At 46.7% G+C, this 15,728-nt stretch carries 16 protein-coding genes; all 16 read right to left on the bottom strand.

The window, feature by feature from the left end:
- Positions 1-330: 330 nt before the first annotated feature.
- Positions 331-564: a hypothetical protein gene (locus HNR77_RS21780; protein ID WP_184189060.1), complete on the bottom strand. Its 234-nt coding sequence runs from the start codon at positions 562-564 to the stop codon at positions 331-333.
- Between the two features lie 75 nt (positions 565-639).
- Positions 640-1,932 (bottom strand): arsenic transporter, encoded by a 1,293-nt coding sequence (locus HNR77_RS21775; RefSeq protein WP_184189057.1) that lies wholly within the window; start codon positions 1,930-1,932, stop codon positions 640-642.
- A 168-nt stretch (positions 1,933-2,100) separates the two neighbouring features.
- On the bottom strand, positions 2,101-4,188 hold the full coding sequence (locus HNR77_RS21770) for a methyl-accepting chemotaxis protein (protein ID WP_184189054.1): 2,088 nt from the start codon (positions 4,186-4,188) through the stop codon (positions 2,101-2,103).
- A gap of 175 nt (positions 4,189-4,363) precedes the next feature.
- Positions 4,364-5,428 carry an EAL domain-containing protein gene (locus HNR77_RS21765; RefSeq protein ID WP_184189051.1) on the bottom strand — a complete coding sequence of 355 codons (1,065 nt, stop codon included), beginning with the start codon at positions 5,426-5,428 and terminating at the stop codon, positions 4,364-4,366.
- Between the two features lie 215 nt (positions 5,429-5,643).
- Entirely contained in the window at positions 5,644-7,899 is a 2,256-nt protein-coding gene (locus tag HNR77_RS21760; protein ID WP_184189048.1) for a bifunctional 2',3'-cyclic-nucleotide 2'-phosphodiesterase/3'-nucleotidase, read from the bottom strand.
- A 483-nt stretch (positions 7,900-8,382) separates the two neighbouring features.
- The gene (locus HNR77_RS21755) at positions 8,383-8,799 is read right to left on the bottom strand and encodes a pyridoxamine 5'-phosphate oxidase family protein (protein WP_184189045.1); all 417 of its coding nucleotides are present in this window, start codon (positions 8,797-8,799) and stop codon (positions 8,383-8,385) included.
- 454 nt (positions 8,800-9,253) lie between these two features.
- Positions 9,254-9,712: an NUDIX domain-containing protein gene (locus tag HNR77_RS21750; RefSeq protein WP_184189042.1), complete on the bottom strand. Its 459-nt coding sequence runs from the start codon at positions 9,710-9,712 to the stop codon at positions 9,254-9,256.
- Between the two features lie 479 nt (positions 9,713-10,191).
- Positions 10,192-10,968, bottom strand: coding sequence for a LamB/YcsF family protein (locus tag HNR77_RS21745; protein ID WP_184189039.1), 777 nt, complete (start codon positions 10,966-10,968; stop codon positions 10,192-10,194).
- Positions 10,969-11,991 (bottom strand): 5-oxoprolinase subunit C family protein, encoded by a 1,023-nt coding sequence (locus tag HNR77_RS21740; RefSeq protein WP_184189036.1) that lies wholly within the window; start codon positions 11,989-11,991, stop codon positions 10,969-10,971.
- Positions 11,981-12,769, bottom strand: coding sequence for a 5-oxoprolinase subunit PxpB (pxpB, locus tag HNR77_RS21735; RefSeq protein WP_311768658.1), 789 nt, complete (start codon positions 12,767-12,769; stop codon positions 11,981-11,983). The genes HNR77_RS21740 and pxpB overlap by 11 nt, the downstream gene beginning before the upstream one ends.
- Positions 12,770-12,817: 48 nt before the next feature.
- The gene (locus HNR77_RS21730) at positions 12,818-13,411 is read right to left on the bottom strand and encodes a histidine phosphatase family protein (protein ID WP_184189033.1); all 594 of its coding nucleotides are present in this window, start codon (positions 13,409-13,411) and stop codon (positions 12,818-12,820) included.
- Positions 13,412-13,511: 100 nt separating this feature from the next.
- Entirely contained in the window at positions 13,512-14,078 is a 567-nt protein-coding gene (locus HNR77_RS21725; RefSeq protein ID WP_184189030.1) for a DUF1572 family protein, read from the bottom strand.
- Positions 14,079-14,123: 45 nt separating this feature from the next.
- Complete coding sequence (locus tag HNR77_RS21720) at positions 14,124-14,453, bottom strand: DUF952 domain-containing protein (protein ID WP_111269294.1); 330 nt, start codon at positions 14,451-14,453, stop codon at positions 14,124-14,126.
- A 51-nt stretch (positions 14,454-14,504) separates the two neighbouring features.
- On the bottom strand, positions 14,505-15,062 hold the full coding sequence (locus HNR77_RS21715; RefSeq protein WP_184189027.1) for a GNAT family N-acetyltransferase: 558 nt from the start codon (positions 15,060-15,062) through the stop codon (positions 14,505-14,507).
- A gap of 23 nt (positions 15,063-15,085) precedes the next feature.
- Positions 15,086-15,490 (bottom strand): ribosomal maturation YjgA family protein, encoded by a 405-nt coding sequence (locus HNR77_RS21710; RefSeq protein WP_184189024.1) that lies wholly within the window; start codon positions 15,488-15,490, stop codon positions 15,086-15,088.
- Positions 15,487-15,636, bottom strand: a complete 150-nt coding sequence (locus HNR77_RS21705; RefSeq protein WP_184189021.1) for a hypothetical protein — start codon at positions 15,634-15,636, stop codon at positions 15,487-15,489. Before HNR77_RS21705 ends, HNR77_RS21710 begins: the two co-directional genes overlap by 4 nt.
- Positions 15,637-15,728 lie beyond the last annotated feature (92 nt).

The raw sequence follows: 15,728 nt of genomic DNA, 5'->3' as shown, positions 1-15,728 counted from the left end.
ATCAATGTTTTGTAAACGCAATGTTAAAAATTCGGGCTGGGTATGAATAAGATTGGAATAGCAAGATGTGTTTAAAATCGGACTTCGTGCAGTCGTTCCGGCTACGGATCGTTCTTCCGATCGCTGTTGTCTCCGAATTTTTATTGATTTTATTTTCTAAATGTAAACATTCGGAGACAAAGGCGACCGCTTCGCTTCTTCAGAATCGACTCCGTCCCCTCCACTATTTCACTCCGTTCACTAATCTAAAAGCATTCATCCCCAGCATCGTGGGGAAGTAATAAAAGCGCCAAGCGGCCGCTCCGGGAACGGACGTTGCTACAATCGCTGTTATCCCCGGATATATTGGATTCCATTCTCCCAAGGAATATATCCGTTGATAAAGGCGACCGCTTCGCTTCTCCACAATCGTTCCGTTCCCTTCGCTGCATCGGCGCTGGCTGCGCTCAGAATGCTTGAAGAAGAATTGGCTTCTTCTATATGAAAGTCTTCTATGTAAGGCAGATAGATCGAAAAAAATAGTTCAATAAACAGCAAAAAAGACTGTTTCACCCAAATGTGCATCGCACATCTGGTCAAACAGCCTTTTACGGAATCATATGTTCATTTTTAATGTTTAATATGATCAACGCATCTCTTTTACCCCAGAATCCACAGCCACAGTGCCAGCCCTGCCAAGGTAATCAGCAGCGTTGGAACGGTCAGGATGATGCCTGCCTTGAAATAGTATCCCCACGTAATCTTCACACCTTTGCGGGACAATACATGCAGCCAGAGCAAGGTTGCTAGTGACCCAATTGGTGTCATCTTCGGACCCAGATCGGAACCAATGACATTGGCATAGATCATCACTTCGCGTAGGATACCCTCGGTGTGTGCTCCTTGAATGGCGAGCAAATTAATCAATACGGTTGGCAGATTATTCATCACCGATGATAATACAGCGGCGATTACACCCATGCCCAATGATGCGGCCAGCAGGCCGTAATCGGCTATACCCTCCAGCCAACCGCTCAAATAATCGGTTAATCCAGCATTGCGCAGACCGTACACGACGATGTACATCCCCACCGAAAATACAACAATGGACCATGGCGCTTCCTTGATCACCCGCTTCAGATCAACCGCTTCGCTTTTACGTGCAAGAATACCGAACAGCAGCGCCACTGCGCCTACAATCACCGAGACAGGAATCGGCAGAAACTCACTGGAGGCATAAGCCACCAGCAGCAGTCCCAGCATAAACCAGGCGATTTTGAACACTCGCGGATCACGGATTGCTTCCTTCGGATCACGAGCAGCCGTGACATCATACGTAAGCGGAATGCTTTTGCGATAAAATAAAAACAGCATCGCCGTACTTGCCGCAATCGAGAACAGATTGGGCACGATCATACGTACCGCATATTCTACAAATGTAATTCCGAAGAAATCGGCAGAGACAATGTTCACCAGATTGCTGACCACCAGCGGCAGCGAAGTTGTATCTGCGATGAAACCACTCGCCATCACAAAAGCCAGCACCATACGCTCATCAAATTTCAGTGCACGCACCATCGCCAGTACGATCGGTGTCAGAATAAGCGCTGCTCCATCATTCGCAAACAAGGCAGACACAGCTGCTCCAAGTAAAATAGAGTACAGGAACAGCCTGCGTCCGTTCCCTCCTGCCAGCCGGGCCATATGAAGGGCAGCCCACTCGAAGAACCCGGTTTCATCCAAAATCAAAGAAATCATAATAATGCCGACAAAAGCAAGCGTAGCATTCCACACAATGGAAGCTACATCCGAAGCGTCATTTAAACTAACAACACCGGCTGCCAGTGCAAGAAGGGCGCCTCCTGAGGCACTCCAGCCTATCCCGATTCCACGCGGCTGCCAGATGACCATTGTAATTGTCAAAACAAAAATCAGTATCGCTACATATACCATAGTTCCTCCTGCTGCTATCCTGACTCGATATGCGTATCGTTCTATTAGTAAAAGTACAACGTACACTGGCTTGTAAGAACCAGACGATATATTTATACAGGTCCGCAGGAGGAATGTCTATCTTTATTTTCTGCAAGCTTATGAAAAAATGTACTTAGCCTGAATTCATCAGGACTTATCACTGTTTTTGGCTTTATCATCATTCATCTTGAACATACCCAGCAGACCTTGCAGCTGCTCTGCCATGTTATTTAAATGTGCAGAAGATGAGGCGATCTCTTCCACGGAAGCAAGCTGCTCCTGTGATGATGCCGAGACGGACTCGGTACTTGCAGCTGATTCCTGAGTGACATTTGATATGTCGTTCATCGTTTGCACAACATGGGAGGCACCCATCTCCAATTGTTTTGTCGTCTCTGACAGCTCATCCAGTGTGTGAACCGCATCCTCAACCGCTTCACGAATTTGAGCAAATGATTGTCCGGACGTATTCACAGCCTGGAGACCTTCAGCTACCCGGCTTTGAGCCGCATTCATCGCCATCAAAGCTGAATCCATATCTTGGCGTATATTGTGCACAAGCTCGCCAATCTGCCCTGCAGAGCTGCCTGATTCTTCGGCCAGCTTACGAACTTCGCCAGCAACCACAGCAAATCCGCGACCCGCATCTCCTGCTCTGGCTGCTTCAATGGAAGCATTCAATGCAAGCAGGTTGGTTTGCTTCGAGATCGATGCAATGACATCAACCATACCGCCAATTTCAGTGGTACGAATATGAAGGGATTGCACAACATGACCTAATTGCTCAACAGTCTCCTGAATAATATTCATCTGTTCCACAGCTTGTCCCGCTGCTTCATTTCCTGAAGAAGCTGCCCCGGATGTATCCCGCATCGAAGTTGTGATGGATTGTACTCGCTCTGACATCAGCCTCACATCTTCCGCCATATGATTCATCTCATCAGAGCCTTCCTTCACACTGTTTACCTGCTGCTCTGCTCCCTCGGCAAGCTCCTGAATCGCCATCGTTGAATGCTCAATCGCTTTCGTCGTTTGATCCGCACTCGCAGACAATTCTTGTGAGGATGCTGATACCTGCTCTGCTGTCTCCTGAACACCCAGAATCATCATTCGCAAATTATCTACCATACGTTCAAAGTACTTTGCCAGTTCACCGATTTCATCCTTGCGTGTACTGTCCATCTTCACTGTCAGATCACCCTTGCTGACTGCACGTGCATTTTCCTGAAGCCGTTTGATCGGACGGATCATGGAACCAGTGAACCAGATAATGTAAATGATCGCCAGAAGTACAGAAGCAAGCAAAACAATAAGCGTAGCCAAACGAATCTCCTTGCTTGCGTCCGTTACTTCACTTTTGAACATTGTTCCTGCAATTTTCCAGCCCGTTGCTTCATTGGTAGAGAAAATCATCATCTTGGCGCGTTTATCAAATATGTATTCGAACTGACCTTCTTTACTCTTATACATTTGATCCATTGCACCACTGGTATCCTTCGTGCCAACCTCCTGTACAGGGGAGACGACATAGTTCTGATTTGCATCAAGAATAATGACATATCCTTCATTACCTACCTTCATGTTGGCCTGTTCACGAAGATCTGTTAAGTCAAGTGACAGACCAATGACAGCAGATTGATCCTTTAACGTTTTGGAAATAAACACAACTGCTGCTCCGTCGGTATTTTTGGTGACCGGGGAGACTGCAACAGTGCCTGGCTGGTTCATCGCGAGTGTATACCACTCTCGTTCTCTGGGATCAAATGCTTCTCCGCGCTGACTGCTCTCTGTAGGTTTTCCCCGAACCATGACACCTTCTGTCGTACCTACAAAAATATTCAAAGCATCAGGATGTAATCCCAAATACTGAGCAAGCTTGGTCTGAAGCTCTGTACTATCATTTTCTCCTTTAATCAAAGCCGGATCGAGAGAGTCCGAGAAATAATTGATATCATAAATTTTGCTATTCACCTGACTCTCTATAATTTTATTCACGGTTTTCACGCTCTGCGTCGCACTATCGCTTAACTGCTCTTGTACCGTGTCCTCCGAGATCGTTAATGTCACGAAGCTGATTGCCAAACTTGGCAGAATCAAGACGATTAGAAAGGAAAGCAGCATTTTGTTCCGAATATTCCAGACAAATGCTTTTTTCTTACTCTTTTTATTTTTAACTGGTACTGGTTTGGATTTTTTTTCGGCTTTCCCTGCCTGATGATTCTGGATTTCATTCATTTGCATATCCCCCTTATAATTTCCAAGCCAATTTTTCTATCTATGTATGAAGTATCTTATGGCTTATGTTATATATCGGCTAACAACGAGATTTATTTGATAAAAAAGTACACGCCAAGCAGGCCACTTCCACAAGAAAGCGACCAGCTTGGCGTTACGGGATGTAACCGAATATTTATTTTGCCACTCTGTAGGACGGTCCCAGGTAAGGACCATCCGGCGGATGGGCTGCAGGTTTACCAAAATAATAGCCTTGAGCCAGCTCAATTCCTACGGAACGGCAGAAATCAAACTCTTCAATTCGTTCAATACCCTCGGCAAGTACTCTACCACCAAATTGGCTCGATACCTGAACGATATTAAGAATCTTTTGCTGTTTTGCCCGATCCTGATCACAATGATCAATCAGACTGCGGTCAATTTTGACAAAATCCGGCTCTAAACGGCTCATTAAATCAATCGTGGAATATCCTGCACCGACATCATCCAATGCTACGGACATACCGTTAGAACGATATACTTGAAAAATATGCTGCAGCGTAGACAGATGCTGGATCTGTTCGGTCTCGACAACTTCGAAAACAAAATCCTTTGGGTCCAGCGAAAGGCGTTCAATGGCTTTGAATGTATGTGTTAAACAATATTCAGGATTGTAAATCGAGGAAGGCAGAAAATTAACAAAACGTTTAACACCTTGAGGCAGGTGTCTGGCACTGGTTTCTATCGCTGTAATACGTGCAGTTCGGTCCAGAAATGAATGTAGCCCTGTTTCTCTAGCCGCTTCAAACAGTTCATATGAGCTAAAGGATCTGCCATGTTCACCCGGACGGAGCAAAAATTCAAATCCGATAATATGCTCTGAGGCATTTACGATCGGTTGCATATAGCTGCTGAATTGCCGCTCCAAAATAGTAGAAACAATATCCGCATGTTTGATTCTGGAGTGCTGCATGGATAAACTGATCCAATCCCCCCCAGCATCACTGAATGGTCTTTCCACAGCAGACTTTAACTGAACGCTCACAGCATTTGATAACGTTTTCTCCATCTCCATAATCTCTTCCAACCGATCCAGCAGATCTTGTGTGTCGGAAAAATGGAACCAGAGCATTTTCTCAGAATATTCAACATGCCTTCCCTTGGTTTGCAGCGCTTCCAGCAAAGCAGGGGAGACGGGACGCAGGTACAGCGTACCTTGACCCTCTATCGGATAGATTGGACTGCAGCCACTGCAATTCATGTAGAACCCCCTTGCCAGTTTATCAAGCTGTGTCATTAATGTTACCAGGTTTATACCCAAAGTTTGTAAATAGTATATCATGGGTCTTGAAATTAATCTCTAATGTTTTCATGACTTCTATACGACGGTTTTAGAAACAGATGTATGCGCTCATTCCACAAAAAAGACCAGCAGTCGGATGACTGCCAGTCTTCATCTGTACCCTTTATTAGACTCTATGAAGCAGGAATGACAATTTTTTGTCCAACCTTCAGGTTATGCACATTTGTAATTTGGTTTGCTTTAGCAAGTACACGCCAATCCACACCATATTTCAAGCCGATGCGGTACAGGTTGTCTCCTTTTTTCACAACATAAACCACTTTTGAATTCACTGCCGGTTTCTCCGGCTGCGGTTTAGGTGCTGGTGCAGGTGATGGTTCTGGCTTCGGTGTTGGTGCCGGATTGGTTTCTGGTTTTGGCGTAGTTGCAGCCTCCCCTGTCAGCTTCAATCCGTACTCCGCAAACCCATCTTTATTCGTACCGATAAAGGACATTGCCGGATTCGCTTCCACCAGTTCTTTCGCATCTGGAGAAGAAGCAAATACCACTTCAAGGTCATTCAGTGCTGCAGCGGTTACACCTGCAGAAGGTTTGATTGGTGCCAATGACCAGTTGCCATCTGCAGTAGGATTAATCGTTTTGTTCTCACGAATATAGTCGATAATCACTTGACGGTTTTCATCCGGTGCAGCCAGAACGATGCGTTTGCCGTCCGGGTTAGCCAGTTTGGATGAAGACGCACGATAGTTATTCGTAGCAACGATGAATTTTTGCTCTGGATCAACCGGTTTGCCTTCGAAGCTCAGGTTTTTGATACGACTTGCTGAAGCGTTGACAACCGTTGCTTTGCTGTCGTATTTAGCTGGCTGTGTGACATCAATCTGGTAGGTTACCCCATCGATAACATCGAAGTTATATGTCGGGAAATCCATATTGATCAACTGCTGCTGACCGCCTTTAGCCGGGTCGATCTGGTTGAACTGGCCTGCTGACCATTCCAGCCACTCTTTCAGCTCAGCACCATTAACCATTACAGCATGTACCGTATTTGGATATACGTACAGGTCTGCTACGTTTTTGATGGCAATTGTACCTTTAGGAATGTTGGTGTAGTATGATGCACCGGAACGTCCACCTGCTTTGAACGGAGCCCCGGCTGACAATACCGGAATATTTTCATAATCCGTACCTTGCAGCTTCTTCTCCACGTACCATTTCTGTGCATTGGTTACGATCTGAATGGATGGGTCATCCTGCACCAAAGCAAAGAAGCTATTGATTGGTGCCGTTGTTTCGCCAACCGGACCACGCACATATTCCAGCGTACCTTCATGCTCATCATGAACCGCATCCACAATCGCCTGGTCAGCATCTACCAACGGCTTTTTGTTTTCTGTGTCATAAATGGGGCGAGCTTCTGTTTTGGAATCGACAACTTTCCACTTGCCATCCACTTGCTCCAGATCCAGATCAATAATCCCGAGGTGATCACCCCAGAAACCTGGCTCCACCGCAGGAACGCCGTTAATTGTACCCTTCTCCAGGTCTACACCTTTTTTGTCTTTGAAGTCTGCACTAGGGAATACTTTGTGGGCATGTCCAAACAAAATGGCGTTAATGCCTTCCACTTGGCTCAGGTACAGGACAGAGTTCTCCATCAGATCGGTTTGAGGAATATCCTCAAAACCGGAGTGAGGAATAGCAACGATAATATCCGCACCTTCGGCCTTCATTTTTGGAATGAATTTTTTCGCGGTAGCGATAATATCCTTGGCAATGACCTTGCCTTGCAGGTTGGCGCTGTCCCATTGCATGATTTGTGGCGGTACAAAGCCGATCACACCTACTTTGATCGTATGCTCCTTGCCACTTTCATCCGTTACTTTTTTGTCCAGAATTTTGTATGGCGTGAAATAGTTTTTGTCATTGGTTTCATCCTGATCACCATCGTCTACATAGACGTTAGCGTTGATATAAGGGAAGTTGGCTCCCTCAAGCGTCATGTCAAGAAAATCGAGACCATAGTTGAATTCATGGTTACCGATATTGCCTGCATCATAATCAAGCAGATTCATCGCTTTATATACAGGGTGAGTTTCACCCTTTTTCAGAGGATCAATCTTCGCTACAAAATCACCCATCGGGTTCCCCTGAATCAGGTCACCATTATCGAACAGCAGGCTGTTCTTCGCTTCTGCACGGGCTTTCTTGATCAGCGTAGCTGTTTTCGCCAGACCATACTGATCTGTCGCTTTGTCTGAATAATAATCGTAGTTGATCAGATTGTCATGAATGTCCGTTGTTTCCATGATCCGCAATTTAACTTTGGCCGCATCTGCAGCCGACACAGGTACCGGAAATACCGCAAGCACGTTTAATGCAACGAAAGCGGCAGTCAGGCTTGATAATACTTTTTTACTCTTCTTCAAAATAACCCCTCCCGGTTATGTACATCGAATCATGCCATATTAGCAAACAACAGGCACAGAAAATAATAGATTTCATGCGTTGTGCATGCTGATAATCGGATGAGCATTCATCTGTAATTATCAGGTTAGTTTATCTCACATGAACATCTATTCATATCTGTGTGCGTTATTTACACTTCAAATCATAACGTAATGTTAAACGGTTGAAAAGCATTAATTTTTACATTATCCGTACATAGTTGGACTTGTTTATAATTTCATGCGTAATTTCGACAATTTTCTCGTTTTTTTAGCCAAAATATAGGGAATATTTCATTCAAATTTCAAATGTTACATCATTATAACACCACTTACGGATTGGTCATAATCTGCATACCAAAGAACCGCGAACCCATAAAGGGATCACGGTTGAACGGATTGATGTTATTCATCGTCTGACAACAAATCTGCGCAATCATTGAATCACAAAGACGTGGCTGTGAATTACTGCTCCCACACATGATGCTCGTGGTCTTTGCCTGTATATTCAATTCGTGAAGGGGTGATATCCAGAATGACATAGTTGGGATCATTAGGTCCATCGAACCAAGCTTTTAGCTCATCATTCCATACTTGCTCACGCAGACCTTCATTTTTGGTCACCTCACAGGTTCCCTCGATCTCCACAACTTCCTTGGAGCCTCCTGCCTCGTAACCAAGCAGCAGGCTGACATTCGGATTGTTTTCCAATTCCTCCACCTTATGTGTACGGCGGTTGGTCGCCAGGTGAATATTCAGACCATCGTTGAAAAGAGCCATATAGCGGGATTTCGGTTTTCCATTCTCAACGGTCGAGAAGCTGCAAAACGGGTTATTTTCCAAAGCCTTCACAATGTTTTGTTCCAATTCATTCTGGTTCATGGGATATGCTCCTTTCGGGTTGGGGGAATGTTTGAAAGCTTCGCTTTGAGGCTCACAACCAACAAACTTATGCAGGATGACCGTTACAGTGCCGAATCGTTCTTTCGATCGCTGATATCCCCGGATTATTATTGAATATTTTTCAGTGGGGCATCCGGTGATAAAGGCGAGCGCTTAGCTTCTCCAGAATCGATTTCGTCCCTTCCACTACTTCTGCATTGCTTCCAATGGTATAAGCAAATCAAAGCCCAAAAGCCCTTTAAACATCTTAGGTTTAATCTTGTAGTAGATTTACGTCTTCTAATCAGACATAGACTATCTGTTTAGAGTTAACAGTTACCTGTTTGATGTACAAACAGCTGTACTTATAGTGTACCCGCCTCACCTATGTTGAATCCCTGAACCCGAATGTATGCATAAACATGATGAAGATTTATTTTCATAAAAGGAACTTCTAGTTTAGATCCCCAAGATAAATACGCGGTTCTCCTTTTTTTAACAACAATTCACCGATCGTTTTGGGGTACAGGCGGATGTCCTTCAGTGCTTCAAGCGCAACCCATTCTACCGCCACCTGATGATCATCCGGATTCGAGCCTTCAAAGACAGAAGCCTTCGGATCAACCAGGCTGCATGCAAAATAAAATTCCACCTGATGGATATCCGCATCCCACTCGGCAAATTCATGATTGGCACCGATGTATTCGCGAATATGCAGCAGCTCTCCCACATGCACGGCCTGTCCGATTTCTTCCTGACATTCCCGCGCCACTGCATCCTTCAGCTCCTCGCCCTTCTCCTGCCCGCCTCCAGGAAAAACATAAGCATCGCCATACTGGTCTTTCAGACGAATCAGTAACAATCGGCCTTCCTGAACAATCACCGCTTTGGCCGAATTTCGTATGGGTTTCATCGTATATCATCCCTCCACTTTTCATATATATAAATTGAACTAAAGAAACGACATTATGCCGATTAACGGTTCATGCTCGTCAAAGAGCGCTGTAATAGGGTAAGAATACCAGCCTTGGCAGGTTGCTCAATTCGAAGATAGAATGCTAACGATCCCCATGGAGCTTATTTGCCCTGAATCGGGGACATTTGAAATCTAACGATCTCCAGAAAGCTTATTCCATTCAAAATCCTGAAAAATGAGCCTGATCAAGCTGATTTCAGCAGAATAGCGTCTCTGGGGATCGTTAGGATTTTCTAAAGCCCGAATATGCCGAAATAAGGCTTCTCCTGATCGTTAGCGCTCGCAGTAGAGTGTGGCAGACTTGCACTAGCCATGGGAGATGGGTGATATTTGACGAATGTGCCTGGATTGATGAGCATATCGGAGTGGATTGTGTACATTCTTTAGTTCAACTTATTAATCTTTATGCCATACCGCTATTTCGCTTTATAAGCAGTGACATCTACACCTTCAGCTTCCAGCATGTCACGGATCGTTTGAGCAAATGTCAAGGCATGCTCTCCATCACCATGAATGCAAACTGTATCTGCCTGAATAGGCACCTCAGCACCATCCAAAGTAATAACCTTGCCGTACTTAACCATTCGCAGCACCTGCGCCAGCGCCGCTTCCGGCTGTTCAATCAGCGCTCCATGTTGACTGCGGGGTGTTAATTTGCCATCTGAACGATAGGTGCGATCCGCGAAAACCTCACTCACACCACGCACACCGATTCGGTTTGCCGCCTTGATCAGCTCGCTTCCTGCCAGACCGTACAGATACAGCTCCGGCTGCACTTGATAAACCGCTTCGGCTATAGCCTCCGCAAGCTTGATATCGGCTGCTGCCATATTGTACAGCGCTCCATGCGGCTTCACATGATGCAATCGCCCCCCATTAGCACGAACGAAGGCTTCCAGTGCACCAATCTGGTACACCACCATATCATAGGCTTCCCGCGCTGTAATCTCCATCGTTCTGCGCCCGAACCCCTGCAAATCCGGCAATCCGGGGTGGGCACCGATAGCAATCTGATGCTTCATGGCTCGCTCTACAGTAAGCCGCATCGTTGCAGGATCACCCGCATGGAAACCACAGGCAATATTGGCTGAGGTGATTAGAGGCAGGATCGCTTCATCGGACTTCATCAAGGTACGGTAAGGCCCATAGCTCTCGCCGAGATCACAATTGATATCCAGCGTATAAGTACGCATCTATGCGCCCTCCATTTCTGCCATTTTTCTGCGAATCAGCTTATCCAGCAGCTGAATTTCCCGTTCCCTTTTTACATAGAGCCGGCGGGCTTCTTCATTGGTAATCTGTACAAAAGAAATCCGTGCCCCTGGCCTGACCTGGGCCAGAATCGGCAAATCCACGGCGGCAGCCTGTGCAATGACAGGATATCCCCCAATGGTCTGATGATCTGCCATCAGTACAATCGGTTGTCCATCCGGCGGGACCTGCACAGTGCCATAAGTAACCGCTTCGGATAAGCGATGCAGCGGTGTGTCCAGTTCCAGCCGCGGCCCCTGCATCCGATAACCCATGCGATCCGATTGAGGAGAGACCACATATGATCCGGTATAGAATTGCTCCACACTCTCCGAGCGGAAACAGGAGCTGTCTTGACCACGCATCACCCGAATGACAGGTTTACCGTAATAATCCGGCCGTTCTCGTTCCGATAAGAGCCAAGCCGGGGCTGCCATACATTTGTTTGTACCGAGATGCATTGTCATCCAGTGTATCCACTGCTGTACTTCGTCAGTAATCACCCCGGTTCCGAGCACATCCGAAGTACGCAGGGCTCTTCCGAGATAGCCGCCTAGTCCGGTTTTGAGGTCTGTACTTCGACTTCCCATCACTTGAGGCACATCAATTCCGCCAGCCAGTGCCAGATAAGCACGCAAGCCATGTCGACTTGTACCAAATCTCAATACACTACCAGCCCGCAGCAGCACAGGACGCCACATAGGCACAGGCTGTTGATCTGCCGTCACACTCAGATCGGCACCACAGATTGAGATCAACTGGTCCTTCAGCATGTGAAGCTCCGGCCCTGACATCGTAATCTCAAGTACAGCTTCATGCCGTGTATTGCCGACAAGCATGTTGGCTGCTCTGGACGCAAACGTATCCATAACCCCGCCCACAGGCACACCGTAACGGCGATATCCGATTCGGCCTTCATCCTGAACGGTTGTTAACATGCCGGGACGAATGACTTCAAAACCCATCATTCTCCCCCTTCCGCGCAAGTTCCGTGTATTGCTGCATAGTGATTGACTGAAACCGAACAACGTCTCCAGCTTCAAGCAGACTCGGTGGATTCTCTTCCGGGCGAAACAGACGGAGAGGTGTACGACCGATACACTGCCAGCCTCCAGGCGAGGTGACTGGATAGATGCCGGTCTGTGATCCGCCAATCCCCACCGTTCCCGCCTCCACTCGAAGCCGCGGAGTTGCCCTTCTGGCTGTAGCAATCCGCTCGGATAATCCACCCAGATACGGAAATCCCGGAGCAAATCCGATCATATGTACGAGGTAGTCTGCAGATGTATGTATCGCAATAACTTCCTCTATCGTTAATTGATTTTCTTCAGCCACATACTCCAGATCGGGCCCAAACGCTCCACAGTAACATACCGGAATAGTCACGATTCTGGATGCAGACGGAGCAACGCCCGTTTCCATGTCTTCAGACTTGCCAGGCTCACTATCCCTGTTGGGCTGACTCTGTTGATGTACGTGATTCGATTGATGCAGAAGCTGCAGCAACAGTCTGCATGTTTCCTCATAAGACAAACTCGACGGGTTGTAAAACAGTGTGACAGACAAATAAGAGGGAACCCATTCCACCAGTGATGTCAATGATCTATTTTCCAATAAGGCACACACTGCCATTACTCTCTGATGCACTTCTTCCGATAGTACATCACCACAGCGAATGACGATGGCCTGCTCTCCAAGTGGAGATAGCATGTCTTCGGTCCATGTATAGATGTTTGTCGTCACAGCTTCCCCCCTCTTCTTGTCTTTCCTTTAATCTTCTCTGCCGTCCATTTACAGAGTCCCTTCCCCTTGCTCCAGATGTATGCTGCAGTTATACAATTCACACTGCCACGTCTGATCGCGATGCACCATTCGTGTAATGGAGGTATTGTCCAGCTTCACGCTGATATCCTGCTCTGGCACCAATGCCCGCAGCGTATTTCGAAGCACCGCCCCGTGACTCACTACGATGACTCGTGCATCCGGGTGCTGACGAATAATTTCTTCAAGTATCTCTGTTCCACGCGCAGCACCTGAAGCCGGGTCTTCTTTGCCCAAATCGAGTAAACTCCAATCCGAACCCCATTTCACAATGCGTTCCTCTTCTGTCGTTCCTTCTAATTGGCCCCCGCCCATCTCGCGTAACCTCGGGTCCAGATGAATCTCCTGAATGCCCAGCCGCTCCCCGATGATACGAGCTGTCTCACTTGCTCGCTGCAGATCACTGGCATAGATGGCATCCCACTGTTCCTCGGCCAGTCTTGCTGCTAGCAAAACTGCCTGTTCTCTGCCCTCCTGGTCGAGCGGATTGTCGGTCTGTCCCTGCGAACGTTTTTCTTTATTCCACGCCGTGCTTCCGTGACGTATCAATGCAATCTCAGTCATTGTTGCTGTTCCCTCTTTCCCCTTCAGACATGGTTGCCGGTATCGCTTTTCTCTTCAGACATGGTTACCGGTATCGTTTTTCTCTATTGAAGCCCTGTTCTTATTGAAGCTCGTCCTCTGTAAAATGTTTTCGGGTCTTCGGCTTCGTAAACTTGCCCTCGTTATAACTGTTCGACCCGTTGCGCGGGATAGACAAACTATCCCAGGCACCTTGTTTCAGCATCTTGGCGGTATGCACAATCTGACCGACATGATAAGGATAATGAGCCAGCTGTCTCATAATTGCTTCCATTACAGTATGACCTTCGTTACGAATGTATATGATCTGCGACAGATGATCCGGAGTCAACGAGCGCAGAGCTGTCAGCAAACAGTTCCAGCCCTCTTCCCATTTGTATAGTAGCTCTTCCCGTGTATGAAAATCTCCTACAAATTCGGCATCCCGTTCACGCCAAGACTTCTCGCCGTCCGTTGTCAGCACATCGGTCCAGCGAGACAGCATATTGCCCCACAAATGTTTGACAATGACCGCAATGCTGTTGGTATCTTCATTCCACGTATGAAACAACTGCTCTGTCTCAAGCTGCTCCATAGCCCGTTCACCCAGCTGCTTGTAATACATAAACTGCTTCTCGGCAGTCTCCAGAAAAACCTGATTCATATCCATCCGTATCGCCCCCTATCGAATTATGAAATAGAAATGGAACATGCATTATGCCGGAAAAGAAAACGTGCCATCCGCATTTGGTTCAAAAACCATAACCTTGCTCACAGCATCCAGATTCAATTCACCATAGATGTGTGGAAAAAGCTCATTCAATTCATACAGATCTTCGTAGACCAGTTCTGCCTTCAAAGTGCGCTCCTCAATGCCAAGCAATAACAGATCGGTACGGCCCGCATAATACTGCCCGGCTACCCATGGAATCTGCTCCGCAGTGGAGCAATGAATGAAACCGTCCGTTTGCAGACTCTCGGGTGCATACGTGTCTCCTTTGGATACTTCCTCCCATAATGCCCGGGAAATAATACTGTAGATCATAGATTACTGCCTCCTTCGCCGCTGTCTTACAGCCTGTCTTTTATGAGAATATTATAGAACATCCCGAATGCGGGCGTACAATTTCTGGTCGGTAAATACACCTTTAATTTTCAACTGCTTACGTAACAATCCTTCTTGGACCATGCCTAGTTTCTCCATTACACGTGCCGAACCGATATTGCCCGCATTGCACTTTCCTTGGACCCGATTACAGTCCAACTGCTCAAAGCAATAATCCATAACAGGCTGCATCGCCTCCACCGCAAGCCCTTTGCCCCAATATGTACTGCCGATGGCATAGCCCAGTTCGCAGCTCTGCATGGATTCATCCAGATCGAAAATGCCACCTCTGCCAATCAGCGTGCCGGTTTCTTTCAGCACAAAGGCCCAGAGATATACCGTTTTCTGCTCATAGTTTCGCAGCACTCGCTCCAGGTACCCGATGGAATCCTCCTTGGTCTGATGGCAATGCCACAAGCTTTGCTCACTTACCTTGGGGTCGGACGCAAACGCATAATATTGATCGAGGTCATCCATCGTAAGGCGTCTGAGGTACAGCCGCTGTGTTTCAAATTCAGGTGATTCGGCAAAAAGCTTGTCAATATCCATTCCTAATACCTCCTGTTATGAATTTAAAGGCGCATGATCTTACTCAGCAAAAAACGATCCAATAGATAAACACATCCAATGCCGATCAGGTATCTGATCAAATCCATAACAAGAAATCCACGTCCCAAAATGAGAGCTCCCCATAAGGTTGAACGCAATTCGGTCAGCCAGGGCACCTGAATCATCTGGGAAAATTCAATAGACCAACTGAATATTACACTGTTCAAGACGGCTCTTGCACGACTCCACCGGATACATACCATACGTATGCCATAGTAGATCATGCCTGCCCAAAGAGCATCTCCAAAATGCTCGCGAACGAAGTCTGGCATTACGGCTCCATATGTTCTCGAAGCCAGTCCAGCTGCCATCGTAATGATTACGGCAACTAGGTACAAGCATCTTTGTTTAACTAACACCCTGTTCATGCTCTACCATCATAACCTTCCATCCAGAACCTGTGTAATAAACTCCGATTTGGCCGCCGTATACGCTTCTCTTCATTAGCTTCTACAACCTCTACGGATTCTGTTGCCCATGCAGGCCAGTTCTCCGGTTTCATCTCATCTTTCATGTCCATAATTACCCCTTAAAATGGTATTTTAAGTTCGAAAAAGGAGGCGTTATACACGCCTCCCTCCTATTATATATCATTGTTCCACTTCG

The organism is Paenibacillus sp. JGP012, from assembly GCF_014203995.1.
Taxonomy (GTDB): domain Bacteria; phylum Bacillota; class Bacilli; order Paenibacillales; family Paenibacillaceae; genus Paenibacillus; species Paenibacillus silvae.
The sequence above is the reverse complement of the archived record's forward strand: the minus strand, read 5'-3'. Positions and strand labels throughout refer to the sequence as shown.

Bases quoted from the DNA above. Each gene is read 5' to 3' on its own strand.
- HNR77_RS21725 (WP_184189030.1), bottom strand. From the start codon at position 14,078: ATGGATATGAATCAGGTTTTTCTGGAGACTGCCGAGAAGCAGTTTATG.
- HNR77_RS21750 (WP_184189042.1), bottom strand. From the start codon at position 9,712: ATGAAACCCATACGAAATTCGGCCAAAGCGGTGATTGTTCAGGAAGGC.
- HNR77_RS21765 (WP_184189051.1), bottom strand. From the start codon at position 5,428: ATGAATTGCAGTGGCTGCAGTCCAATCTATCCGATAGAGGGTCAAGGT.
- HNR77_RS21720 (WP_111269294.1), bottom strand. From the start codon at position 14,453: ATGATCTACAGTATTATTTCCCGGGCATTATGGGAGGAAGTATCCAAA.
- HNR77_RS21730 (WP_184189033.1), bottom strand. From the start codon at position 13,411: ATGACTGAGATTGCATTGATACGTCACGGAAGCACGGCGTGGAATAAA.
- HNR77_RS21740 (WP_184189036.1), bottom strand. From the start codon at position 11,991: ATGGGTTTTGAAGTCATTCGTCCCGGCATGTTAACAACCGTTCAGGAT.
- HNR77_RS21755 (WP_184189045.1), bottom strand. From the start codon at position 8,799: ATGAACCAGAATGAATTGGAACAAAACATTGTGAAGGCTTTGGAAAAT.
- HNR77_RS21775 (WP_184189057.1), bottom strand. From the start codon at position 1,932: ATGGTATATGTAGCGATACTGATTTTTGTTTTGACAATTACAATGGTC.
- HNR77_RS21715 (WP_184189027.1), bottom strand. From the start codon at position 15,062: ATGGATATTGACAAGCTTTTTGCCGAATCACCTGAATTTGAAACACAG.
- HNR77_RS21710 (WP_184189024.1), bottom strand. From the start codon at position 15,490: ATGAACAGGGTGTTAGTTAAACAAAGATGCTTGTACCTAGTTGCCGTA.
- HNR77_RS21705 (WP_184189021.1), bottom strand. From the start codon at position 15,636: ATGAAAGATGAGATGAAACCGGAGAACTGGCCTGCATGGGCAACAGAA.
- HNR77_RS21745 (WP_184189039.1), bottom strand. From the start codon at position 10,968: ATGCGTACTTATACGCTGGATATCAATTGTGATCTCGGCGAGAGCTAT.
- HNR77_RS21770 (WP_184189054.1), bottom strand. From the start codon at position 4,188: ATGAATGAAATCCAGAATCATCAGGCAGGGAAAGCCGAAAAAAAATCC.
- HNR77_RS21780 (WP_184189060.1), bottom strand. From the start codon at position 564: ATGCACATTTGGGTGAAACAGTCTTTTTTGCTGTTTATTGAACTATTT.